22 protein-coding genes are annotated in these 24418 nt (G+C 39.2%); 9 read left to right on the top strand and 13 right to left on the bottom strand.

Annotated elements, in window-relative coordinates; genetic code table 11:
• Positions 1-16 precede the first annotated feature (16 nt).
• From thrS to AC07YT_RS02280, 6 genes are all read right to left on the bottom strand, one after another.
• Positions 17-1942: a threonine--tRNA ligase gene (gene thrS / locus AC07YT_RS02255; protein WP_057934170.1), complete on the bottom strand. Its 1926-nt coding sequence runs from the start codon at positions 1940-1942 to the stop codon at positions 17-19.
• A gap of 208 nt (positions 1943-2150) precedes the next feature.
• The gene (locus AC07YT_RS02260) at positions 2151-3239 is read right to left on the bottom strand and encodes an acyltransferase family protein (protein ID WP_494945149.1); all 1089 of its coding nucleotides are present in this window, start codon (positions 3237-3239) and stop codon (positions 2151-2153) included.
• Between the two features lie 196 nt (positions 3240-3435).
• Positions 3436-4332, bottom strand: coding sequence for a hypothetical protein (locus tag AC07YT_RS02265; protein WP_145954231.1), 897 nt, complete (start codon positions 4330-4332; stop codon positions 3436-3438).
• A 383-nt stretch (positions 4333-4715) separates the two neighbouring features.
• Positions 4716-5453, bottom strand: a complete 738-nt coding sequence (locus AC07YT_RS02270) for a (Fe-S)-binding protein (protein WP_086545995.1) — start codon at positions 5451-5453, stop codon at positions 4716-4718.
• Between the two features lie 22 nt (positions 5454-5475).
• Positions 5476-6783: an MFS transporter gene (locus AC07YT_RS02275; RefSeq protein ID WP_086545994.1), complete on the bottom strand. Its 1308-nt coding sequence runs from the start codon at positions 6781-6783 to the stop codon at positions 5476-5478.
• A gap of 180 nt (positions 6784-6963) precedes the next feature.
• Positions 6964-8856, bottom strand: a complete 1893-nt coding sequence (locus AC07YT_RS02280) for a RecQ family ATP-dependent DNA helicase (protein ID WP_086545993.1) — start codon at positions 8854-8856, stop codon at positions 6964-6966.
• A 112-nt stretch (positions 8857-8968) separates the two neighbouring features.
• Here AC07YT_RS02280 and AC07YT_RS02285 point away from each other — a divergent pair, with 112 nt between their 5' ends.
• The 3 genes from AC07YT_RS02285 (at position 8969) to AC07YT_RS02295 (ending at position 12810) form a co-directional block, all read left to right on the top strand.
• Positions 8969-9172: a hypothetical protein gene (locus AC07YT_RS02285; RefSeq protein WP_086545992.1), complete on the top strand. Its 204-nt coding sequence runs from the start codon at positions 8969-8971 to the stop codon at positions 9170-9172.
• A 79-nt stretch (positions 9173-9251) separates the two neighbouring features.
• Positions 9252-12479: an amidohydrolase family protein gene (locus tag AC07YT_RS02290; protein ID WP_494945150.1), complete on the top strand. Its 3228-nt coding sequence runs from the start codon at positions 9252-9254 to the stop codon at positions 12477-12479.
• A gap of 67 nt (positions 12480-12546) precedes the next feature.
• Positions 12547-12810, top strand: a complete 264-nt coding sequence (locus AC07YT_RS02295; protein ID WP_086545991.1) for a hypothetical protein — start codon at positions 12547-12549, stop codon at positions 12808-12810.
• Between the two features lie 151 nt (positions 12811-12961).
• Here the strand turns inward: AC07YT_RS02295 and AC07YT_RS02300 are convergent, their stop codons facing one another.
• Entirely contained in the window at positions 12962-15178 is a 2217-nt protein-coding gene (locus AC07YT_RS02300) for a B12-binding domain-containing radical SAM protein (protein ID WP_086545990.1), read from the bottom strand.
• A gap of 193 nt (positions 15179-15371) precedes the next feature.
• On the opposite strand from AC07YT_RS02300, the gene AC07YT_RS02305 reads away from it, so the two are divergent.
• The gene (locus AC07YT_RS02305) at positions 15372-16088 is read left to right on the top strand and encodes a hypothetical protein (protein WP_086545989.1); all 717 of its coding nucleotides are present in this window, start codon (positions 15372-15374) and stop codon (positions 16086-16088) included.
• On the opposite strand, the gene AC07YT_RS02310 is transcribed toward AC07YT_RS02305, so the two are convergent.
• The 3 genes from AC07YT_RS02310 to AC07YT_RS02320 all read right to left on the bottom strand — a co-directional run bounded on the left by AC07YT_RS02310 (position 16079) and on the right by AC07YT_RS02320 (position 18050).
• Entirely contained in the window at positions 16079-16405 is a 327-nt protein-coding gene (locus tag AC07YT_RS02310) for a DUF5615 family PIN-like protein (protein WP_086545988.1), read from the bottom strand. The two genes, AC07YT_RS02305 and AC07YT_RS02310, sit on opposite strands and share 10 nt — an antisense overlap.
• Positions 16389-16631, bottom strand: coding sequence for a DUF433 domain-containing protein (locus tag AC07YT_RS02315; RefSeq protein ID WP_086545987.1), 243 nt, complete (start codon positions 16629-16631; stop codon positions 16389-16391). Before AC07YT_RS02315 ends, AC07YT_RS02310 begins: the two co-directional genes overlap by 17 nt.
• Before the next feature lie 228 nt (positions 16632-16859).
• Entirely contained in the window at positions 16860-18050 is a 1191-nt protein-coding gene (locus AC07YT_RS02320; RefSeq protein WP_086545986.1) for a BaiN/RdsA family NAD(P)/FAD-dependent oxidoreductase, read from the bottom strand.
• Positions 18051-18104: 54 nt separating this feature from the next.
• On the opposite strand from AC07YT_RS02320, the gene AC07YT_RS02325 reads away from it, so the two are divergent.
• Both AC07YT_RS02325 and purE read left to right on the top strand, forming a co-directional pair.
• The gene (locus tag AC07YT_RS02325) at positions 18105-19244 is read left to right on the top strand and encodes a 5-(carboxyamino)imidazole ribonucleotide synthase (RefSeq protein WP_086545985.1); all 1140 of its coding nucleotides are present in this window, start codon (positions 18105-18107) and stop codon (positions 19242-19244) included.
• A 97-nt stretch (positions 19245-19341) separates the two neighbouring features.
• The gene (purE, locus tag AC07YT_RS02330) at positions 19342-19866 is read left to right on the top strand and encodes a 5-(carboxyamino)imidazole ribonucleotide mutase (protein ID WP_086545984.1); all 525 of its coding nucleotides are present in this window, start codon (positions 19342-19344) and stop codon (positions 19864-19866) included.
• A 150-nt stretch (positions 19867-20016) separates the two neighbouring features.
• On the opposite strand, the gene AC07YT_RS02335 is transcribed toward purE, so the two are convergent.
• From AC07YT_RS02335 to AC07YT_RS02345, 3 genes are all read right to left on the bottom strand, one after another.
• Positions 20017-20217 (bottom strand): helix-turn-helix domain-containing protein, encoded by a 201-nt coding sequence (locus tag AC07YT_RS02335; RefSeq protein WP_086545983.1) that lies wholly within the window; start codon positions 20215-20217, stop codon positions 20017-20019.
• Between the two features lie 9 nt (positions 20218-20226).
• Positions 20227-20913, bottom strand: a complete 687-nt coding sequence (locus AC07YT_RS02340) for a DUF2975 domain-containing protein (protein WP_086545982.1) — start codon at positions 20911-20913, stop codon at positions 20227-20229.
• Positions 20914-21014: 101 nt separating this feature from the next.
• The gene (locus tag AC07YT_RS02345; protein ID WP_086549301.1) at positions 21015-21578 is read right to left on the bottom strand and encodes a YqgE/AlgH family protein; all 564 of its coding nucleotides are present in this window, start codon (positions 21576-21578) and stop codon (positions 21015-21017) included.
• Between the two features lie 46 nt (positions 21579-21624).
• On the opposite strand from AC07YT_RS02345, the gene pdxH reads away from it, so the two are divergent.
• From pdxH to ruvB, 3 genes are all read left to right on the top strand, one after another.
• Positions 21625-22275: a pyridoxamine 5'-phosphate oxidase gene (gene pdxH, locus AC07YT_RS02350; RefSeq protein WP_086545981.1), complete on the top strand. Its 651-nt coding sequence runs from the start codon at positions 21625-21627 to the stop codon at positions 22273-22275.
• A gap of 96 nt (positions 22276-22371) precedes the next feature.
• Complete coding sequence (locus tag AC07YT_RS02355; protein ID WP_086545980.1) at positions 22372-23265, top strand: 3-hydroxyacyl-CoA dehydrogenase family protein; 894 nt, start codon at positions 22372-22374, stop codon at positions 23263-23265.
• 31 nt (positions 23266-23296) lie between these two features.
• A complete protein-coding gene (gene ruvB / locus AC07YT_RS02360; RefSeq protein ID WP_029277907.1) occupies positions 23297-24319 on the top strand; it encodes a Holliday junction branch migration DNA helicase RuvB in 1023 nt (340 codons plus the stop codon).
• Positions 24320-24418: the final 99 nt, after the last annotated feature.

The following is a 24418-nucleotide window of genomic DNA, read 5'->3' on the forward strand; positions in this document are numbered from 1 at the left end:
ATTTGTACTATTTAATTTAAACTGTTATTTCTTTTCTTAATAAATTGTTGAACTCTTCCAACGTCATTTCGCCTAAATCTCCCTCACCATGTTTACGGACAGAAACTTTTCCTTCTGCCATTTCTTTATCACCGATAATGAGCATGTATGGGATCTTTTTAACTTCCGAATCGCGTATTTTGCGACCGATTTTCTCATCACGAAAGTCAATCAGCCCGCGAATATCGGAATTATTTAGTTCATCTAAAACTTTTTTTGCATATTCTTCATATTTTTCTGAAATAGGAAGAACAATAAATTGCTCCGGACTTAACCATAATGGGAAATTTCCGGCACAATGTTCGATCAAAACTGCAATAAATCTTTCCAATGAACCAAATGGCGCACGGTGAATCATTACTGGTCTGTGCTTTTGGTTATCGCTACCGGTATATTCCAATTCGAAACGCTCTGGTAAGTTGTAATCAACCTGGATGGTACCCAGCTGCCATTTCCGACCTAAAGCATCTTTCACCATAAAATCGAGCTTAGGACCATAGAAAGCGGCTTCGCCATATTCTACAACGGTATTTAAGCCTTTTTCTGCAGCTGCTTCAATAATAGCATTCTCAGATAGTCTCCAGTTTTCGTCAGAACCAATGTACTTCGATTTGTTTTCCGGATCTCTTAATGAAACCTGAGCAGTATAGTTATCAAAACCCAATGATTTAAATACGTAAAGCACTAAATCAATTACTTTTTTAAACTCTTCTTTCACCTGCTCTGGCATACAGAATAAGTGAGCATCATCTTGAGTAAAGCCACGTACACGGGTTAAACCATGTAATTCGCCGCTTTGCTCATAGCGATAAACTGTACCAAACTCTGCAAAACGAACCGGAAGATCTTTGTAAGAACGTGGTTTTGTTTTGTAAATCTCACAGTGGTGCGGGCAGTTCATCGGTTTTAAGAAGAACTCCTCTCCTTCCTGCGGGGTTTTAATCGGCTGGAACGAATCTTTACCGTATTTCTCCCAGTGACCTGAGGTTACATATAAATTTTTATGACCGATATGCGGCGTTACTACTTGTTCGTAACCTGCTTTAGCCTGTGCTTTAGTTAAAAAGTTGACCAAACGTTCGCGCAAAGCAGTTCCTTTAGGTAACCATAATGGCAAGCCCATGCCTACTTTTTCTGAGAAAGCAAACAGCTCTAATTCTTTTCCTAATTTACGGTGATCGCGTTTTTTTGCTTCCTCAATCATTAAAAGATATTCGGTAAGCTCGCTAGCCTTAGGAAAAGTTACACCATAAATACGGGTTAACTGTTTTTTAGTTTCATCGCCACGCCAGTAAGCACCAGCCACATTCATCAGTTTTACTGCTTTTACAAAACCAGTATTTGGAATATGCGGACCACGGCATAAATCGGTAAATGAACCCTGGGTATAGAAAGTAATTTTACCATCCTCCAGGCCATCAATTAGATCTAATTTATACTCATCGCCTTTTTCGGTGAAATATTTTACCGCATCAGCTTTGCTAACACTTTCGCGTACAAAAGTTTCCTTCTGTTTAGCCAGCTCGATCATTTTGGTTTCGATGGCTTTGAAATCGTCCGAAGAAAATTCGCGGTCGCCAAAGTCTACATCATAATAAAAGCCAGTTTCGATAGCCGGACCGATACCAAATTTGGTACCCGGATAAAGTGCTTCTAAAGCCTCAGCCATTAAGTGAGCTGATGAGTGCCAAAAAGTCGATTTTCCGGCAGTATCATTCCAGGTCAATAATTTCACTGATGAATCAGATTCGATTGGTCTTGTTGAATCCCAAACTTCGCCATTAACCTCTGCGGCTAATACGTTACGGGCTAAACCCTCAGAAATTGACAATGCAATTTGGTGGGCAGAAGTGCCCTTTTCATACTGACGGACAGAACCGTCAGGTAAAGTAATGTTAATCATCTACAACTATGATTTAATTTTTATAAAATGTGAGTAAAGATCACCTACAATGTGATTTTATTTTGTGCAAAGATACGATTTTTAATCAGGAAAACAACATAAAATAAGCCACAGCGGCGCGGATTGCCACAGAAAAGTAAGTCCAGGTGTTTTATACATTACGGTCTATTAGTCTGTCTCCCCTTGGCTAAAAAAATGCAAGTCAGACTTATAAAAATTTAGCCTTCAAATATTTACGCAATGGGATATCGACAAACTTCATGATCAGATAAGCCAGTAGTACCAGCACGGCTACCGAAACCGGGATAACCACCCATAAGGTCGACATTGCAGGTTTAACCACGGCAACATAAGTCAGAAATATCCAAACGAAAGGATAATGTGTCATATACAGCGGGTACGATATTTCTCCGGATAAGGTGCACAGTTTCTTTAAAGGTTCGCTAATTATTGCCCCGGCACCTAAAGCCACTAAAAGCGGGAAATAAAACAATACAATGATGGTTTCGGTAATCCAGTTATATGCATCTCTGTAAGGGAAAAGGAAAGCCACAAGTAATAGCAGACTCACGCCGAGGAAACCCAGTTTATTTTTAATGATCCAGTTGAAACGATAAACCAACATGCCGGCTGAGAAAGAATATAGTACCCTCACACCACCATCCCAAAAGTTTTGTCCACCCCAGCCACCACTTAAATTAGCATTAGGCACTTTTAAAGCCACATAACAGATGGCTATTGCGCCAAGCAAAACCAATACAGGCAATACTTTTTTATTCAATCTGTAAAGCATAAGGATATAGAAAATATTGGCGATGTATTCCCAGAATAAAGACCACGCAGGAGCATTTAAACAGAATAGATTGGTATAACGCTCTGGCATAACCGGATATGGAATCAAAAATGCAGAGGCCAAAAACATCAGTAATGTTTTCCCGAAGCCGTAAACGGCATATAAATCACTGTAAGGATCGAACAGAAAAGTTAACAGTCCTAAAATTGAACCGATGATGACTAAAGGATGCAAACGGATCAATCTTAGTTTAAAAAACTGCATTAGGCTGATATTTGCGGCACGTGTATCATAAGCGTAGGCAATTACAAAACCCGACAAACAGAAAAAGAAATCGACCGCCAGAAAGCCATGGGAGAGAAAATTTTTATTATAATCGGTAATCGCAATTTCCATGAAATGGTATATCACGACTATTACTGCGGCTAGGCCTCTTAATCCATCTAAAATTTCAAAATGCTGTTTAGTTGCTAATAGGTTACTGTCGTTCTGTGCTGTAATCACGCTGGTTAGGTTTTTAATTAATCCCAATAATAGTTATTCTAATTTTAGTTGCAAAAAGTAAACCCAAGCCTTTCAAAAATGATACACAAAAAAAGCCCTGACAGCTTACGCTTTCAGGGCTTTTGATGCCAGACATCCGAAGTTAACACAAGGCACAAGCCCGGGCAAAACTTCTGATATCTGGCTATGCACTCAATTAATTCATTCCAAATGATCTTACCTGACCGCCGCCTGGTCTGTTTTGTCTAAAACGTTTCATCATGTTATCCATTTTAGCTTTATATTCTTCAGCAGTAATCAGTTTTGCTTTTTTAGGCGCAGTTACGTCTTTTGAACTTACATTTCTATACTCAATACTTTTAGCAATTGAACTGCTTCCTCTCCCTTCAATGGCCAAAACAGCACCTTCTGTCCACATATTTGGGTTTGGAGAAAAATCGAAGCCTAAATCTTTGGTATACCAGATTTTGGTTTCTTCAACCACATTCTTATCCATGTCTAAGATTTTGATTGCTCTTGTCGATCTTACAATGGCCTGGTGACAGGTAAAACCTAAAATCTGTTTGGTAGAATCCGTTTTCACCACTTCTATTTTTGGTGCCGGAGCAGGTTTTGCTTTAGTGGTATCGTTAGGATTACCACCACCCATTCTGAATGAGCTGATCGGGCCCGAAGTAGACAAGGTTAGTTTACTTGGCATATAATAAGTCGTATCGTTTAAGTCGAAAACTTCTGTTAAGCTTTTGTCAGCAAAAACATAATAATATTCACGGTTACCACCAGCGCCACCAAAACGCATCATCATACGACCCATTCCGCCGCCACCACCACCAGCTCCGTTGCTATCTTCAGTTTCTTCAACTGGCATATAACTGGCATTTGTAGCTGTAAATAATAACTCGAAATTACTTTTACTTGTAGAAGGCATCCTGGCTTTCATTTGGTCCGTTAACTGGATACCACTTGCTGAAGCCATTGCCGCAGGGTCGATAATACTTTCAAATTGTATGGCTCCAGAAGTTTTTTTCTGCTGTGCATTGGCTACTGATGCAATGGACATTACTCCTAATAAAGCGATGAATATTGTTTTCATTATGATTTTGTTTTGTTGTTTAGATATGAAAGCCTTAAAAAGGTTTAACAAAGATATTATAGATTGTAACGTAAAACGTGTTAAATTGTGTTAAAGATTGTGCTTAAATCCTTTAAACGCAGATTTGCGCTCAAAGTAATTTAAATATTACAATATCCAATCCCTTTTATTAGAAAAGCAGTGCCTGTGGTTCTTTTGTTGTCACAGTCCCGCCCTTTGCTTAATCCCGATAGAAAACTTGATGAATTAAAACCAGACTGCTATCGGGAAACGCTGTCGGTCGGGTTTATTTAACAAAAGACTGTGGTTCTTTTTAAAAAAAACCTATCAGGTTTCAGAACCTGATAGGTTTAAAGTATCTTCTCCCCTTTAAGGGCCAGGGCTTAATATTCCGTACTCTCTAACCAACCATTACAAAGCACATCAGCAATGTGCATGGTTTTGATGGGTAAATTATTCTTTTCGATATAGCCCTGAAGATGGAGTAAACAAGATAAATCGGTCGAAATGATATAATCTGCCTGCTGTGCCAGGGCATGATTAACTTTCTGCTCGGCCATTGCAGATGAAATCGCATCAAACTTAACCGCGAAGGTTCCGCCAAAGCCACAACACATATCGGTATCCTCCATTTCGATCATTTCCAATCCATGAACTTTCGAAAGCAACTGGCGTGGTTCGTCTTTGATTTTGCATTCGCGTAAGGCACTGCACGAATCGTGGTAAACAGCTTTTCCTTCTAACTCTGCGCCGAAATAATCCCTTTTGGCCACATTGATCAGAAAATCAGAAAGTTCCCAAATATTTGACTGCAGGCTACGACATTTATTGTGCACAATGGTATTGGTAAACAGATCGTTAAAGCCACCTTTTACCATGCCTACACACGATGCCGATGGTGCAACCACATAGGTGTTTTCGGTAAAATCATTTAAAAATTTTGTACCTACTTCCTTAGCCTCATCCCAATAACCTGCATTATACGCAGGTTGCCCACAACAGGTTTGTTTTGAATTGTAGGTCACGTCACATCCCGATTTTTCTAATAACCTTAACGTATTAAAAGCGGTTTCCGGATAGAGCTGATCTACAAAACAAGGCACAAATAATTCTACTTTCATAATATTCTTAACGACTGCAAACTTACAATTTTAGCGATTCTTTATGTTCGTTTTTTCTGAGAAGCACTAAAAGAACTAATCCAACGATAAAAAATGATGCCAAAGCGATAATTGAGTAGCGAATATTTCCGGTTAAATCTTCAATGTAAGCAAAACTGAAAAGGCCAATTACAATTGCCAGTTTCTCCGTTACATCATAAAAACTGAAAAATGAAGTGCTGTCTTTTGTATCAACCGGTAAATATTTAGAATAAGTAGAACGCGATAAAGATTGGATTCCGCCCATAATTAAGCCTACAATGGCGGCCAATGAATAAAACTGATATTCGTTAGTAATGTAATAACCAAAAACACAACAGCCAACCCATACCACAACCACCATAATTAACACGTTTATATTCCCGATTTTTTTGGCTAAATACGACATGAGCATAGCACCTGGAATAGCCACAAGCTGAATGATTAGTATCACGGCAATCAGTTTTGCAGTGCCTAGTTTTAATGTTTTTTCGGCGAAACCTGCTGCTGCCAGCATAATGGTTTGCACCCCCATGGAGTAGAAAAAGAAAGAAACTAAAAATCCTTTTAAAACCTTCATTTCTTTTACTTGTGCCCAGACTTTAGATAGCTCACTAAAGCCATCTTTAAGAATATTCGTTTTTACTTTATCGTGCTGAGGCGTTCCATTTGGAAGTGCAGAAAAAGGAATCTGAGAGAAACCGATCCACCATACCCCAACCAATAAAAAAGATAATCTTGGCGGGAATGAGGCATCAGTAATACCAAACCATTCTGGTTTTAGTACAAACAGAAAACAAATCAGTTGCAGTAAAACCGAACCAATGTACCCATATGAAAAACCTTGTGCACTCACACGATCCTGATGTTCTTCTGTCGCGATTTCTGGCAGGTACGAATTACTAAACAATACGCCGCCGATATAACCCATTGCGGCTAAGGCAAACAAAATCACACTCATTTCGAGCGTATCCAATTTAAAGAAGTATAAACCAATACAGGCCGCTCCACCAACATAGGTAAAGAATTTCATAAACGATTTCTTATTCCCCCTTCTATCAGCAATGGATGAAAGCATCGGCAAAGCAAAAGCCATAATCAGGTACGCAAATGATAATGCGTAATTGGAAAGCGAAGTATTTACATAGGTCCGACCAAAGAACTCCACTTTATCGCCATGCTCTTTAGTGGTGGTAATAATGGTATAATAAGCCGGAAAAATGGTAGAGGTGATGACTAAGTTATAGGCAGAGTTTGCCCAATCGAAGAATGCCCACGAACGGATGGTTTTCTTATTGTTTTTTGCTATCATTTATTTTTTGCTTCGCAGGTGATTGCGTTGATTAATTTGATTAAACCGATTAAATAGTTCATTACAAAACTAATACTTTATTGGTAACTTGACTGGCATTTTTCTCACATCTCACATCTCACATCTCACATCTCACATCTCACATCTCACATCTCACATCTCACATCTCACATCTCACATCTAAAGATAATACTTCTTCCCATCAGATTTAATCTTACCGGCATCTAATAATTCCCGAATGGCATCAATTCTTTCGGCTTCTGCACCGTTTTTAATATTGGTAACCAAATCATCAAGACTTAGTGCTTGTTGTTGCAGCAAAGAAACAATCTCAAATTCAAGCGCTTCGCCTATCTGGCTCTGGTTTTCGGTTCTTTTTTCGGCAAGGCAAACATCGCAAACACCACATTTCGTAGCATGATGTTCATCAAAATAATTGAGCAATTGAACACTTCTGCACAAGTTAGACGAAGCATAACCTACCACAGCATTAATCTGTTTATGCAGGATTTCCTTCCTTAGCTCCAGGTATTTCACATCCAGATCAAAATGGTCCATATCTACCCTCGGCCTAATGTATTGCAATTGCGGCTGATCAGTCTGTTGAATATACGTAAGTAATTCAATGGCTTGTAATTTGTTAAGCAGAGCGATAATCTCTTTATACGACAATCCGGTTTTTTTGGCTAAATCGGCTTCATTAATTTTAACAAAACCGTCGAATGCGCCACCGTGCGAGCGTAGAATGGTTTTTATAATGCCATCATAAGCCTTATTCTCAATCTGAAAGCGGTAAATGTCTTCATGACTGGCAATAAACATCATCCTCGATGGAAGAAAAACACTTTCAGATAAAGTGAGATAACCATCATGTTCTAAAAACTTCAGCGCTGAAATTGTTTTTAAAACACTAATATTAAATCGTTTACAGAAATCAGCGATATCAAAAGTAAAAGTTAAACCTTCACCTGCGCCAAATGCCAATTGAAAATAATTGCCGAGGTAATGATAGGTTTTTCTGATTTCATCCGGACTGGGAAAACTATCGAGGTATCTCGATTCCAGTCCCAAAACATCAGATTGATTGGCTAAAAGAACGGCATAACTTCGCTTTTCATCACGCCCTGCCCTGCCTGCTTCCTGGTAATAGGCCTCTAAACTTTCGGGTAAATCTAAATGCACCACAAAACGAACATCTGCCTTATCTATGCCCATCCCAAAAGCATTTGTAGCCACCATGATGCGGGTTTTGTTGTTCTTCCATTCTTCCTGTTTCAGGAAGCGTGTATCACGTTCCAATCCGGCATGATAAAAATCGGCTTTGATCTGGTTTCTATTGATAAAATTCGATACTTCGGCAGTTTCCCTGCGGTTACGCACATACACCAGACCAGTACCCTTAACATTCTTGCAAATATCAATCAGCTTTTTATACTTATCTTCATTGCCGAACACCACATAACTTAAATTGTCTCTTGCGAAACTTTTAACAAAAACCTTGGGGTCTTTCATTTCCAGTTTTTCTACAATATCTTTTCGCACAAATGCAGTAGCCGTTGCAGTAAGTGCCAAAACCGGAACATTGGGCAAGATTTCGCGGAGCTTCGAAAGCTGTTGGTAAGGCGGACGGAAATCGTATCCCCATTGCGAAATACAATGCGCTTCATCTACCGCAATCAGGTTTACATTCATATACGAAATACGAACCCGCACTAAATCAGACAATAAACGCTCGGGAGATAAATAAAGAAATTTGATTTTTCCGTAAATACAGTTATCCAGCAAGATATCAATTTCACGTTTACCCATCCCAGCATAAATGGCAATGGCCTCAATCCCTTTTGATTTCAGGTGCTCTACTTGATCTTTCATCAGGGCTATTAACGGCGAGACAACGATACAAATGCCTTCTTTAACCAAAGCGGGAACCTGAAAGCAGATCGATTTACCTCCACCTGTTGGTAATAAGGCTAAACTGTCGTTTCCTTCTAAAACCGAGGAAATAATATCTTCCTGTAATGGCCTAAAAGCTTGATGTCCCCAATATTTTTGTAAAATCTCTATTGCTGTCATAAATCGGCGGTATCAAAACTATACATTTAATCCAAAATCGCCATTTATTATTACCAGAAATTGAAAAAATCATCTATAAAAGATTATTAACTTTGCTCAATAAGACAGGTACATGTTAGAAACGCAGTTTGCAGATATGATTAGTTTGATTAAAAATGCCCGAACGGCTGCTTTAAAAACTGTAAATGCTGCATTAAAAGCTCCGAATGGGCACAATTCGAATTCCTTAATCTTCCAGAACCTTATGAATACAAAATACAAGCCTATTTTAATAGCCGAATATAAAACCCGGCTAACAGATAAAAAATTACGCTAAAGAAAAATACACGATTGTTTAAATAATTATCCCATATATTATAACCATCCCCAAATAATATTATAACCATCCCAAAATAATGAAACACCTCTATTTTCTATCCGCTCTTTCCTTATTATTCTTCAGTTCAAATGCCCAGGAAAAAAAATGGGACATTGAAAAATACCAGGGCACAACAAAAAACTTCACCTTAAATACCGACGAAGGCACCTGGATGAATCTTGATGTTAGTGCTGACGGGCAGGAAATTGCTTTTGATTTACTGGGCGATATTTACGTTATGCCAATTACTGGTGGGGTTGCAAAACTCATTAGTGGCGGTACTGCCTGGGATGTTCAGCCTCGTTTTAGTCCCAACGGAAAATACATTTCGTATACCAGTGATAAAAGCGGTGGCGATAACATATGGATTATGAACCGTGATGGTTCTGGCAAAAAACAGGTTACCAAAGAAAATTTCAGGTTATTGAATAATGCGACCTGGATGCCAAATAGCGAATATGTAATTGCAAGAAAACACTTTACTGCAGGTCGTTCTTTAGGCGCCGGCGAAATGTGGATGTACAACATAAACGGTGGCGATGGTGTGCAGTTAACCAAACGCAAAAACGATCAGCAAGACGCGGGCGAGCCCAACGTTTCGCCAGATGGCAAGTATGTTTACTTTAGTGAAGATGTGAGTCCTGGTCCTAATTTTGAATACAGCAAAGATCCCAACGGAACCATTTATGCCATCCGCCAGCTTGACTTAACAACGGGAAAATTAAATACTTTGATTAATGAGCAAGGTGGCGCTTGCCGTCCGCAGGTTTCTCCTGATGGAAATTTAATCGCTTTTGTAAAGCGTGTGAGGTTGAAATCTACTTTATATGTACAAAACCTGAAAACTGGTGAAGAATGGCCGGTAAATGAAGATTTATCTCATGATCAGCAGGAAACCTGGGCAATTTTCGGTGTTTATCCAAATTTTGCCTGGACTCCAGATAGCAAAAGCATTGTTTTCTATGCAAAAGGAAAAATCAGAAAAACAGAAATCGGAACCTTAATCAACAGCACAATTCCTTTTCAAGCGAACACCATTCAAACCGTACAAAAAGCCTTACATTTTGAGCAACAGGTTTTCAGCAATGAGTTTTCGGCCAAAATGTTAAGACAATTAACCACTTCACCAGACGGAAAAATAATTGTTTTTAATGCCGCAGGATACTTATACAAGCAAGAATTACCAGCTGGAACACCTGAAAGGCTAACCAATGGATTGGATTTCGAATTTGAACCTGCTTTTAGTCCTGACGGAAAATACGTTGTTTATACCACCTGGAGCGATGAATTGCGGGGGGCAATAAAACGTACGGATGTAAAATCGGGAAAAACCATTATGCTAACTGATGAAAAAGGTTTTTATTATTCTCCTCAATATTCAACCAAAGGTGATAAAATCGTTTTTAGAAAAGGAAGTGGCAACGATGTTTTAGGTTATAACTATGGTCGAGGAACAGGTATTTTTATGATGCCAGCCAGTGGTGGTGCTAAAACTTTGATTTTGGATAACGGAATCCGTCCGCAGTTTAACAATACCGATACTCGCATTTATTTCCAGAGTTTTGCTGATGGTAAAAAAGCATTAAAAAGTATCGATTTAAACGGGGCAAACGAAAGAACACACTTTACTTCTCAATATGCCAATCAGTTCGTTATTAGTCCGGATAATAAATGGGTGGCATTTAACGAATTGTTTAACGTGTACATCACACCGATGATCAATATTGGTGCGGCACAAGATGCATCAGCGGGCAATAAAGCCATTCCGGTTACAAAAGTGACTACCGATGGTGGAACGTATATTCAATGGAGCGCCGATAGTAAAAGCCTGCATTGGACCCTCGGACCGAAATACTTTACAGTTGATGTAAATAATGCCTTCAACTTTGATGGAACCACACCTAAAACTCAGGCATCTTCGATCGACATCAATCTGGTATTAAAGTCTGACCTCCCTACCGGAATAGTGGCACTCAAAGGCGCTAGGATTATTTCGATGAAAGGCGATGAAGTAATTGAAAATGGAACCATTATTACCGATGGAAATAAAATTACGGCAATAGGAAAAGCAGATGCGGTAACCATTCCGGCCAATGCCAAAGTAATTGATGTAAATGGCAAAACCATTATGCCGGGTATTATTGATGTTCACGCTCACTTACGTACCAGTCCGGATGGCATAACACCACAGAGTGACTGGAGTTACATGGCTAATTTGGCTTTTGGCGTAACCACTTCGCACGATCCATCGAGCAATACCGAAATGGTTTTTAGCCAGAGCGAAATGCTTAAGGCCGGCAGAATGGTTGGTCCGCGTGTGTATTCAACCGGTGGTATTTTATATGGTGCAGATGGCGATTTTAAAGTTGTAATTAATAGCCTGGACGATGCGCTGGCCAATTTGCGCAGATTAAAAGCAGTTGGAGCTTTTTCAGTAAAATCGTATAATCAACCACGCAGAGAGCAGCGTCAGCAGATTTTAGAAGCAGCCCGTCAGTTAAATATGGAAGTTGTACCTGAAGGTGGCTCAACCTTTTTCACCAACATGAATATGGTTGCCGATGGGCATACCGGAATTGAGCACAGCATTCCTGTTTTACCGGTTTATAAAGATGTGACCACACTCTGGAACAATACTGAAGTTGGTTATACTCCTACTCTAATTGTGGCCTATGGTGGTCAGTGGGGCGAAAATTACTGGTATGATAGAACCAATGTTTGGGAAAACGAAAAACTCATGACCTATACGCCACGCTCTATTATTGATGCAAGAGCCAGACGCAGAACAACTTCTGAGTACAGCGATTATAACCATATCGACATTGCCAAAGCCACTAAACAGATTGCTGATGGCGGTACGAAAGTTAATCTTGGTGCACACGGGCAGATTCAGGGTTTAGGTGCACACTGGGAATTATGGATGTTTGTTCAGGGCGGTTTTACGCCCCTGCAAGCCATTAGGGCAGCAACCTTAAATGGCGCAAGCTATTTGGGTATGAACAAAGAAATTGGCTCGCTCGAAGTGGGTAAACTGGCTGATATGGTAATTATGGATGCCAATCCTTTAGATGATATCCGCAATTCGGAAAAAATCAAATATGTGATGATCAACGGGCGGCTTTATGATAGCGCAACCTTAAATGAAGTTGGAACCAGAGAAAAGCTGAGGGGTAAATTATGGTTCGAAAATACCAGAGGAAACGGTTATATTGTTCCTGCTACTGATTCAGAAACCTGGACTTTTACTGTTCCACATTGTGATTAAACTATATTTTACACTATAAAAGACATGTAAATACAAATTCATGTCTTTTATAGTAAATTCACTCCATATGAAACCGAATAAGCTTTACACTACCGCCTCAGTTGTATTCCTGGTCCTTAGCACACTGGTTTTTTCGTACAGCGGATATTACATTCTGGGCATCCAGACCGTAAACTTGTTTTTGGCGCTGATTGCTATGGCATACATCACTTCTTTTATAGCGGTGATGAAAGATAGGAAATCAGTTATTTCCTGGTTGCTGTTGATCTTAAATTCAATTGTATTAATCTGCATCATTTATTTCCTGACACATTTTAAAATGAAGATGTAGTATTGATGCCAGTTATTAATTAGTATTCGTCATCTCGACTGCAGTGTAGCGGAATGGAGAGATCTATCTAGATAGATTTAGCTTCGCTGAGCATTACGTGGTTCTCGACTTCGTTGCACTTCGCTCGAAATGACGATTTTATGGTAAGAATTTATAAAACCAACAAGCCGTATTCCCTGAGCGTATTGATGGCTTTTGAATACCAGAATAATTCAAAGTTTTCCATTTCATTCTCAAAATCCGCTTTAACCTCCTGAAAAGTAAATACCTTTTCATTCGAGATGGAAATTTTATTTAAAATAGCGCTTAACCACTCCCCTTCTTTTTTATTGGTTTGAACCGTAAACGATTCCTTTTTATCGTGAAAAGTGAGTGCTGCCATTTCCCAGCTATTGCCTTTTTTCGACTTGGTAAAATAATCGGCAGAAGGTTTTCCGCCTATCCAAACAACTTTTGCGGTAGGTTTGGTATGGAACTGATCGGCATCATTTAAAGCCTTTTCAATAAAATCGGCAGGAATTTTCGTCCGAGGAATTTTAAAATCAAACCAATCCTGCAGTTCGTAATCAAAACAGATACCATGCATAAAATTGAAGAGTGACTTTTTCAATCCAAAGCTGAATTTATTATGATCAATACCTGTATTATCGGTATAGTTGATGTCGTTATTGGCAAAAGTTCCGATCACTTCGGTATCTTTTACGACACCAAATTTTTCCGGATACATGCCTACCGGACTATGTGCAGTCATGGCGAATTGATGCCAAAAGCCTGATTGTAATATCCCAACTTCAAACAACTGACGTACCATCTCTAAACTATCAATTGTTTCCTGTACGGTTTGGGTGGGGTAGCCATACATCAGATAAGCATGCACCATAATCCCTGCTTCGGTAAAATTACGGGTAACCTTAGCCACCTGTTCTACCGTTACGCCCTTATCAATCAGTTTCAACAAACGATCTGAGGCCACTTCCAATCCACCTGAAACCGCAATACAACCTGATGCTTTTAATAACAGACACAAATCTTGCGTAAAGCTCTTTTCAAAACGGATGTTGGTCCACCAGGTAACCGCTAATTTTCTTCTGATGATTTCCAGAGCAACCTCACGCATTAACGCAGGTGGTGCCGCTTCATCAACGAAGTGAAAACCATTTTGCCCGGTCTTTTCATACAGGTCTTCAATCCGGTCTACAATCAATTTAGCCGCAACCGGTTCGTAAACCTTAATATAATCTAATGAAATATCGCAGAAGGTACATTTCCCCCAGTAGCAGCCATGTGCCATGGTGAGTTTATTCCATCGTCCATCGCTCCACATGCGGTGCATCGGATTTACAATTTCAATTACCGAAATGTATTTATCCAATAATAAGCCTGTGTAATCAGGCGTACCCACATCGGCCTGCTTGTAATCATTTCTAAAAGCGTCGTTACGGTAAACGACCTGACCATTTTCGAGTAAAAAAGTTCTTTTATAAAAATGGGCTTCAGCAGGAACGGGACGTGTAATATTATGGTATAAAAGTTCAATCGGCAATTCGCCGTCATCTAAAGTGATGTAATCGAAAAATTCAAAAACCCTTGCATCAGATAAAGACCTTAACTCGGTGTTGGGGAAACCACCACCCATAGAAATTTTAATTTCCGGATAATTGGCCTTTACCCATTGCGCACAGCGGAAAGCACTGTATAAATTACCTGGAAACGGAACAGAAATCAAAAACAATTTAGGCTGAACGGTTTCAATTTTATCTTTTAAAACCGAAATCAGGATCTGATCGATATAGGTAGGTTCTTTGAGTAAAGCATCATACAATTCATCAAAAGAATTTGCACTTCTGCCCAAACGCTCTGCATAACGGCTGAAACCAAAGTTTTCATCAATACATTCTACAATGTAATCAGATATATCTTCGAGATAAAGGGTAGCCAGGTGTTTCGCTTTATCCTGTGTACCCATCGCACCAAAAGCCCAGTCTAACTCTTCTAATTGCGAAAAACGCGAAGCTTGCGGAAGAAAATCGTCGCTACATATCTGCAAAGCCAAAGTTGGATTCTTGCCTTGTAAAAAGGCAATTACCGCATCAATTGTTTTTAAATATTCATCCTGTAAAGCGAAAATGCGTTTAGCATTGTCGCTTTTTGTTTTTTGATTGCCAGCACTTCGACTAGGCTCCGTGTGACAAAACAGATCTTGAAGTCCTTTTTTTGAGAATAGCGCTAAAATGACCTCAATACCTAAATCTGCCTGTGTGGCACTGATATTTTTAGTATTCAGAAAACCTTTTATATACGCCGTTGCTGGATATGGAGTATTCAGTTGGGTAAAAGGCGGCGTAATGGCAAAGATTTCGGTTTTCAAAAGGAATTGTTTTTTCTGCAAAAGTAAGGGAATTTTTAATAGAGTCGTCACCCTGAATTCATTTCAGGGTCTATTCTGCAGAAAAGATGCTGAAATAAATTCAGCATGACGAATTTACCTAGATATGCAACTATCTTAAACTAAAACACCAATCCAAACGTTTTAACCCTACATCAACACGTTTTCTACCTGAATGAAAGTTTTTTGTTTTTACATCCTGATGCTCTGTGCGCAAATCAGCTTTGCGCAAAAAACATTTGTATTTCCTAAAATTAAAGCACAAGGCGCTTCTGTTGAACAGTTTACTCCTGCCAACTGGACGGTTATCGATCAGGTTTATGGCGATTTAAACAACGATGCCTCAGACGATTTAGCGGTAGTTTTTGAGTGTAATAAAACAATAGATGAAACACGTGTTTATGGAGATAACCATACCGACATTATAAAAGAGACCCAAAAACCGAGGATACTGGCTATCTTTTTTAAAGATAAGTCAACCGGGGCTTTTAACTTATCTACACAAAACAACGATTTCATTTTACGTTCAGAAGAAGGCGGAAAGCTGGGCGATCCGCTACAGCAGATTGCCATTAAAGACCAGCAACTCTATTTGCGTTTCCAGGGAGGTTCTGAATGGCGCTGGGAATTGGGTTATACCTTTAAATTCGAAAATAAAGACTGGTTTTTAACCAGCGCAATCAATCTGTACTTTAACCAGAACAGTGGCGACATGACCGAAAGGGTTTACGATTTTAAAACACGTGAGTTATTTACCACCGTAGGTAATCTGCACCGACGGGATATTTCGAACCGGAGAACCAGTGAAGTTTTGTATTTTTCGCAGCTCAGAACTTTCAAAACCTTTAAAAAACCATGGGCATGGGAAGTAATGCCGAATGTTTATTTGTAAGTAACTATGTTAGCGCCTGCTTTTAGATTGGATTTTAACAATAATAAGGTTTGGGGTACCAATTCCTTTAGGGTTAGATATGTATTGTCTAATGCATTTAACACAATGATAGGTAAGGTATACTTTGCAAAATTCTGTTGATATTGCAGATTTTTATCAAATGTGATCAATACCTGAAAGTCATCAGCAATCATTAACTTCAGCAACTCACCATTCTTAACTCCATTCCATCCCTTGTCTCTAACAGTATAAATTTCATGTTCGATAAAATGTTCTTTTAATCTTTTAGGAAGATTTTCATCAAGAAGCAATTTCATACATTTTATCTATATGACCTGAGGTTATTAATTTGTTCGCAACTTCTAACACACGAATTACCTGTTTCTTAGATACACTTGGAAAATCCTCTAAAAATTCATCGATAGTGATTCCTTTCTCTACATGGAAAAATAAGGTTTCAACGGGAACTCTTGTGCCTGCAAAAACAGGTAGCCCCCCTAACACCTCTGCGTTAGTTGATATAATATCTTTTAATGATTCCATAACATATCAAATTTACTAAATTTAATGATAAGTTTTAAGGGACAGGTTTTATACCCTTAGCCTTTCGCCGAAGAACCACTGTTTCGGGTTAAATAAACCTGATAGAACGAAAAGCCCGGAGCGAAGCATGAGTGAGGACTTGAAGGGATAGCAGGGCTGCAATATCCGAAGTATTACAGCCGCTCATTTTCAAAATATTATTGACCACCTTTAATTAATATTTACAAACTAAATATTTTGTGCGATTACAAAACCACTGGCCCAGGCCCACTGAAAATTATACCCGCCCAGCCAACCAGTAACATCTAAACATTCGCCACCAAAAAACAGGTTTGGAATCTTTTTGCACTCCAAAGTTTTAGAAGATATCTCATTGGTATCAATCCCACCACGCATTACCTCCGCTTTATCATAACCTTTATCGCCAGCAGGTTTAACTTTAAAATGGTGGACCGTCTGTTCAATTAAATCGATCTCAGCCTTTGTTAATGCAGCCACAGGCTTGCTTAAAGGCAAAAACTTACCTAATGCATCGGTAAACTTTTTGGTATAAATCCTGTTCAGCAATGTCGACAGTAGTGTTTTACCATTATTTTTTCTTTCCTCATCCAATAAGGTAAGCACATTCTGGTGTGGCAGCAGATTTAGATTAATCGTCTCGCCCCTCCTCCAAAAAGAAGAAATCTGCAGAATAGCCGGGCCGCTTAATCCCCAATGTGTAAAGAGGATATTTTCTTCGAACGAAATTTCATCATTGCTTACTTCGCAAAAAACAGAATTACCCGAAAGCTGTGCGAACCACTCTTCATCTTTTCCGGTAATGGTTAATGGAACTAAAGCGGGAGCCGTTTCAATGATTTTTAAGTGGTGTTTTCTGGCAAAGCGTAAGGCAAAGTCGGTTGCACCCATTTTTGGAATGGGTAAACCACCAGTGGTAATCACCAGTTTTTCTGCAGTTAGAACAATTGTTTTTCCGTTTTTCTCATAACTTACTTTAAACCCTTCAGGCAATATTTCGATACCCTTTACATCGGCATTACACCTGATTTCCTGTCCGAAATCTTCGCAAATGGAGGTAAAAACCTCAACAACATCTTTCGCATTTTTATCATCAGGAAATAATTGGCCTAAAGTTTTTTCTTTACCTGTTATGCCATAAGTTTCAAAAAAGCTAATGGTATCATCAACCGTCCACTGCGTAAAGGCAGATTTGATAAAATGTGGATTTGCCGATATAAAATGCTCAGCTGATGCAAATTGGTTGGTATAATTGCAGCGGCCTCCACCTGAAATTAAAATTTTGGCACCAGGTTTTTCATTTTTTTCGAGCACAATTACTTTCTTACCCAGATAGCCTGCCTGCACCGCACACATCAATCCGCAAGCACCTGCACCAATAATTATTGCATCAGCATTCATCAATAAAATTTATTATGGTTACTTTTGCACAAAAGTAGCATTATTTTCAAGCGCATGGCAAAACAGATTAGCGAATTAAAATTAGGTATTTTAGGTGGCGGACAATTGGGCAGAATGCTCATTCAACAAGCAATCAATTACAATGTAACTACATTAGTTTTAGACCCAGATCCTGATGCTCCCTGCAAACACATTTCCAATTACTTCGAAAATGGCTCGATTACCGATTTTGATACCGTTTACAACTTCGGAAAGAAAGCCGACATCATTACGATTGAAATTGAAAAAGTAAATATCGATGCGCTTGAACAACTAGAAAAAGAAGGTAAAAAAGTGTTCCCGCAATCGAGAGTAATCCGTTTAATCCAGGATAAAGGGGTCCAGAAACAGTTTTTCAAAGAAAACGATATCCCAACCTCTCCTTTCCAGATTGTAAATACGAGGGAAGATATGGAAAACAGTAATTTCCCTTTTCCATATATTTTGAAACTGCGGAAAGATGGTTACGATGGCAAGGGGGTAATGAAAATCAACAGTGCTGCCGATCTGGACAAAGCTTTTGATGCACCTTGTATTATTGAAAAACTGGTCGATTTCGAAAAAGAAGTAGCGGTAATTGTTGCCCGTAATGCCAATGGTGATGTAAAAACTTTCCCAATGGTAGAAATGGAATTCAATCCGGAAGCCAATTTGGTGGAGTTTCTGATTTCGCCATCTACTTTTGCCGAAAGCTTACAGCAAAAAGCCGAGAACATTGCCAAAAATATTGCTTCGGCGATGAACATTACCGGAATTTTAGCGGTAGAAATGTTTGTATGTAAAGATGGCGAATTATTGGTTAACGAGGTTGCTCCCCGCCCGCACAACAGCGGTCATCAAACCATAGAAGGCAATTATGTTTCTCAGTTCGAACAACATTTACGATCTATTTATAACTTACCGCTAGGCGACACCAGCAGCATTACCAATGCCATTATGATCAATCTTCTTGGTGAAAAAGGTTTTGAGGGGGTAGCTAAATATGAAAATCTGGAGAAAACATTAGGCATTGATGGTGTTTATGTTCATTTATACGGCAAAAAATACACTAAACCTTTCCGCAAGATGGGACACGTCACCATAGTAGATATTGACAGGGACAAAGCCATTGAAAAAGCACGGTTTGTACAAAAAACATTAAAAGTAATTGCATAAGCCCCCTAGCCTCCTGAAGGGGGAACTAAAAGCAGGGTGGAAATGCAAAATGCTTAAAAGAGCACTACAAAATATAAATAAAGATTAAACGATATATATGAACGCTGGAAATTCAAAGTCTCCTTCAGGGGATTTAGGGGCATTGGTAGGAATTATAATGGGAAGCAAATCAGATTTACCTGTTATGCAAGATGCTGCTGATGTATTAAAAGAATTTGGAATAAACTATGAGATTACGGTTGTTTCTGCCCACAGAACGCCAGAACGTATGTTTAACTATGCTAAAGAAGCACAAGGCCGTGGCCTAAAGGTAATTATAGCCGGTGCCGGTGGTGCTGCTCACTTGCCAGGCATGGTCGCTTCTATTACTACATTACCGGTAATCGGTGTTCCGGTTAAATCATCAAATTCTATTGATGGCTGGGACAGTATTTTATCTATCTTACAAATGCCAAATGGCATTCCGGTGGCTACAGTAGCTTTAAACGCTGCTAAAAATGCTGGTTTATTGGCTACGCAGATTTTAGCTACTGCTGATGAATCTTTAACCCTTAAAATGCAGGCTTATAAAGATGAGTTAAGAAAAAAAGTTGAAGAAAGCGCAGATAGTCTGGAGTCCTAAACGGCAATAACTAAACTCAAGAGTTCGTCATTTCGAGCGGAGTGCAACGGAGTCGAGAAATCTAACTAGAGAGATATTCCAGATAGATCTCTCCGTTTCGTTGCACTTCAGTCGAGATGACGGCTTAATATAACTTACATCCCTTGCTTTTTATTCCATATCAATAATATCGCCTGGTTTGCAATCTAAAACTTTACAAATCGCTTCCAGCGTATCAAACCTCACACCTTTTGCCTTACCCGTTTTTAATATGGAGAGGTTTACAATCGTTAAACCTACCTTTTCTGAGAGCTCAGTTAACGACATTTTTCGTTTGGCCAGCATCACATCTAAATTTATAATTATTGGCATAATTTAGGTTTATACGAATGATTCGTTTTCTTGTTTGATATCAACGCCAACTTTGAAAGCAAGGCCAAATGCCAATAACACCAGTCCGATAAGTGTTTCGGTCCCAAAAAAACCTACACCATTACTAATATCGTAACCCGAATCATTAAGTTTTAATCTGTTGATACAATTAATTAAAAGTTCTTGTGTCATCCATCGTAAAAAGGGTAATAACATCAATACCACGCCGCTGTATATTATAATTGAAACATTTTTTCTGGTAAAAACCTCGTCTTTGGTAAGTGATTTAAAAAACCGTTTAATTAGCAGGATTAAAAAGCCTATACACAAGAAATAGCAGAGATAAACTAATTGAAAAATAATGGCCGAAAATGAAAATAAGTCGGAATAAGATTTAAAACGCAAAGATATTGATGACATTTTTGTTTCGCTTACAAGGAATCCTCTATTAAACCAATTATTTAAACTGTCGTCAACAGAGACTGTCCCCTTTTCAACCTTTTTTTCTGCCTTTACATTGAATACAGTGTACCATTTTATTCCTTTAGTAGCACTTGGCACTCCAGAATTGAATACAGAAACGATTAAAATGATGATATATAAAACCAAGGCAAAACTGGCAAAACCATTCAGCGCTTTAATTACCTTACTTTCTGAGAGTTTCATAGTTAATAAATTTAAATACGAAACAAACATAAAATATTATTTAAAATAAAACAATAAATATTTATCGTTTTATTTTAAATAAACCACATATTTACTTAACTATTAACTGAAAATTGCAAACTGAAAACTGACTAGTTCAAACTCGGGTCTGCAGGGAAATTACTGATATGTGCATATTTCGGGCCTAAGTTTACCACTACATCCCGCCAAAGCTTTTCATCATCGTTACTAAAAATGAGATCAGGATTAAAAATATCGCTCACCATCCAGGCATTCTGCTCTAATTCGCGATCAAGCTGTCCATTATCCCAACCAGAATAGCCCATAAAAAATTTCACTTCATCAGCGCTTATGGCGTTGGTATTTAGGAGGATTTTAAGGGTTTCGAAATTCCCGCCCCAATACAATCCATTCCCGATGGGTTCGCCACTCTGTAATTTATCATAACTCCTATGGATAAAATGTAAGGTATCTGCAGCCACAGGTCCGCCAAAGTAAATGTAATTTTTCGCATCCCACAAATCTTGGATCACATCGTTCAGCATCAGATTTCCTACCTGGTTAAGGATATACCCCACAGTGCCATCATCGCCATGTTCGGTTAACAGTACCACAGATCTTTTAAAATTCGGATCGGCCATAAAAGGTTCTGAGATGAGCAAGCGGCCTGTTTTTGGTTTTATATTGTTCAGCATGATGATAATCATTTGTTACACCGTAAAAGATGCCTATTTTTGTTAAATGCAAGTTACAAATGAATTTCTACAAAACCTGCGCCAAGATTACAAAAGCGCTTCGCTAGACGAATCTGACGTTGATCAAGACCCAGTTATCCAGTTTAAAAAGTGGTTTCAGCACGCAGTTGATGCCCAGTTATACGAACCCAATGTAATGACCTTAGCGACGGCCGATAAAGCTGGCAGGCCAGATGCCCGTATCGTTTTACTTAAAGGTGTTGATACAGATGGATTTAGGTTCTTTACCAATTACCTGAGTGCAAAAGGAAAAGAGCTGAAACGAAATCCATATGCGGCGTTGGTATTTTTCTGGCCAGAACTGGAAAGACAGGTTAGAATTGAAGGAACGGTAGAAAAACTGGACAAAGAAACTTCAGAGGAATATTTCAATACGAGACCTGTTGATAGTCAGATTGGCGCGGTAGCTTCTCCTCAAAGCCAGATTATTCCTAACAGGGCTTATCTGGAAGAGAAAGTTGAAGAATTAAAAGCTAAAAGTGCCGATAAAGGTGTAGCTAAACCTGCACACTGGGGTGGTTATATCGTAAAACCAACCAGAATTGAGTTTTGGCAAGGAAGAAGCAACAGGTTGCACGACAGAATAAATTTCGAAAAGGTTAAAGGAATCTGGACCAAAACCAGGTTGGCACCATAAGGTTGTCTATAAAAAAATAGAGATTGGCTATCCGGCAAAATCTCTATTTTAACTAATCGTTTACTTGTAAATTCGCCTTTTAGAATCCCTTAAAAAATGAAACAAATCGCAGTTATAGGATCTGGCACAATGGGAAATGGCATCGCCCACACCTTTGCGCAATTTAATTATCAAGTCAACCTGATCGACATCAATCAGGATGCATTGGATAAGGCCATACAAACCATTACCAAAAATCTAGACAGACAGGTCGCCAAAGGAACATTAACAGCAGATCAGAAAGCGACCACGCTTAATAACATTACTACCTATACTTCAACAAAGGATGGCGTACAGCAGGCTGATTTAATTGTAGAGGCTGCTACCGAAAATGTAGACTTAAAACTGAAGATTTTCAGGGATTTAGATGACTATGCTCCGGCACATGCTATTCTCGCTTCCAACACCTCCTCTATTTCCATTACCCAGATTGCAGCGGTAACCAACAGGGGCGATAAGGTAATCGGGATGCATTTCATGAACCCCGTTCCGGTAATGAAACTGGTAGAAGTAATCAGGGGTTATGCCACCAGTGATGAAACAACCAGTACCATTATGACGTTATCTCAAAATTTGGAAAAAGTTCCGGTTGAGGTAAATGATTATCCTGGTTTTGTGGCTAACCGCATTTTAATGCCGATGATTAACGAAGCCATTTATACTTTATATGAAGGCGTTGCAGGTGTTTACGAAATCGATACGGTGATGAAACTCGGAATGGCACACCCGATGGGTCCCTTACAATTAGCCGATTTTATTGGTCTGGATGTTTGTTTGGCCATCTTAAAAGTATTAAACGATGGTTTTGGTAATCCTAAATACGCACCTTGTCCGTTATTGGTAAATATGGTTGCAGCAGGTAAAAAAGGTGTTAAAACCAGCGAAGGTTTTTATAAATACACTGCGGGATCAAAAGATCTTATGGTTGCTGATAAATTTAAAAAATCCTAATTTTTTTAGCATTTAATTTTATATTTGCTGTATGAATGAGAATCTGGATCCTGAAGCAAGCAACCTGAGCCCTACCGATCGCGATATTGAAAGGGTTTTAAGGCCACAGGCTTTTGAAGATTTTACGGGACAGGAAAAAGTGATGGAAAACCTGAAAATTTTTGTTCAGGCAGCAAAACTCCGAGGTGAGGCTTTAGACCATGTTCTTTTGCACGGCCCTCCGGGATTAGGCAAAACCACCCTTTCTCATATCATTGCCAATGAAATGGCGACTGGCATCAAAGTAACTTCTGGTCCGGTATTAGATAAACCCGGCGATTTAGCTGGTTTGTTAACTGGTCTGGATGAAGGTGATATCCTTTTTATTGATGAGATCCACCGTTTATCTCCTCTTGTGGAAGAGTACTTGTATTCTGCCATGGAGGATTTTAAAATCGATATTATGCTCGAGACCGGCCCGAATGCCCGTTCAGTACAGATATCGCTTAATCCTTTTACACTGGTTGGAGCCACAACCCGTTCGGGATTGTTGACTGCGCCTTTAAGGGCCCGTTTCGGAATTAACGCCCGTTTGGCTTATTATGATGCCAAATTGCTTACTACAATTGTGCTACGCTCGTCCGACATCCTAAAAACACCAATCAGTGATGAAGGTGCTTACGAAATTGCCCGCCGTAGTCGCGGCACACCCCGTATTGCCAATGCACTTTTACGCAGAACGAGAGATTTTGCACAGATTAAAGGAAACGGAAATATCGATACGGAAATAGCCCGCTATGCCTTAAATGCACTTAATGTAGATGAGCATGGTTTAGATGAAATGGATAACAGGATTCTGGTGACCATTATCGATAAATTCAAAGGCGGTCCCGTCGGTTTAAAAACCATTGCCACAGCCGTTGGAGAAGATGAAGGCACCATTGAAGAAGTTTATGAACCGTTTTTAATCCAGGAAGGCTATATTATGCGTACTTCACGCGGCCGCGAGGTGACCGAAGCCGCTTACAAACATTTAAAAAAGAATTATCCCGGGCAAACGGGGAAGTTGTTTTAATGTAAGATTGTTTCGTGTAACCCTACGTTTTTTCGTCATTGCGAGGCAGGGATTAAGCGAGCCGAAGCAATCTAATGACTTGTTTTTATAGATTGCTTC

This window comes from Pedobacter sp. GW460-11-11-14-TSB4, assembly GCF_059423705.1.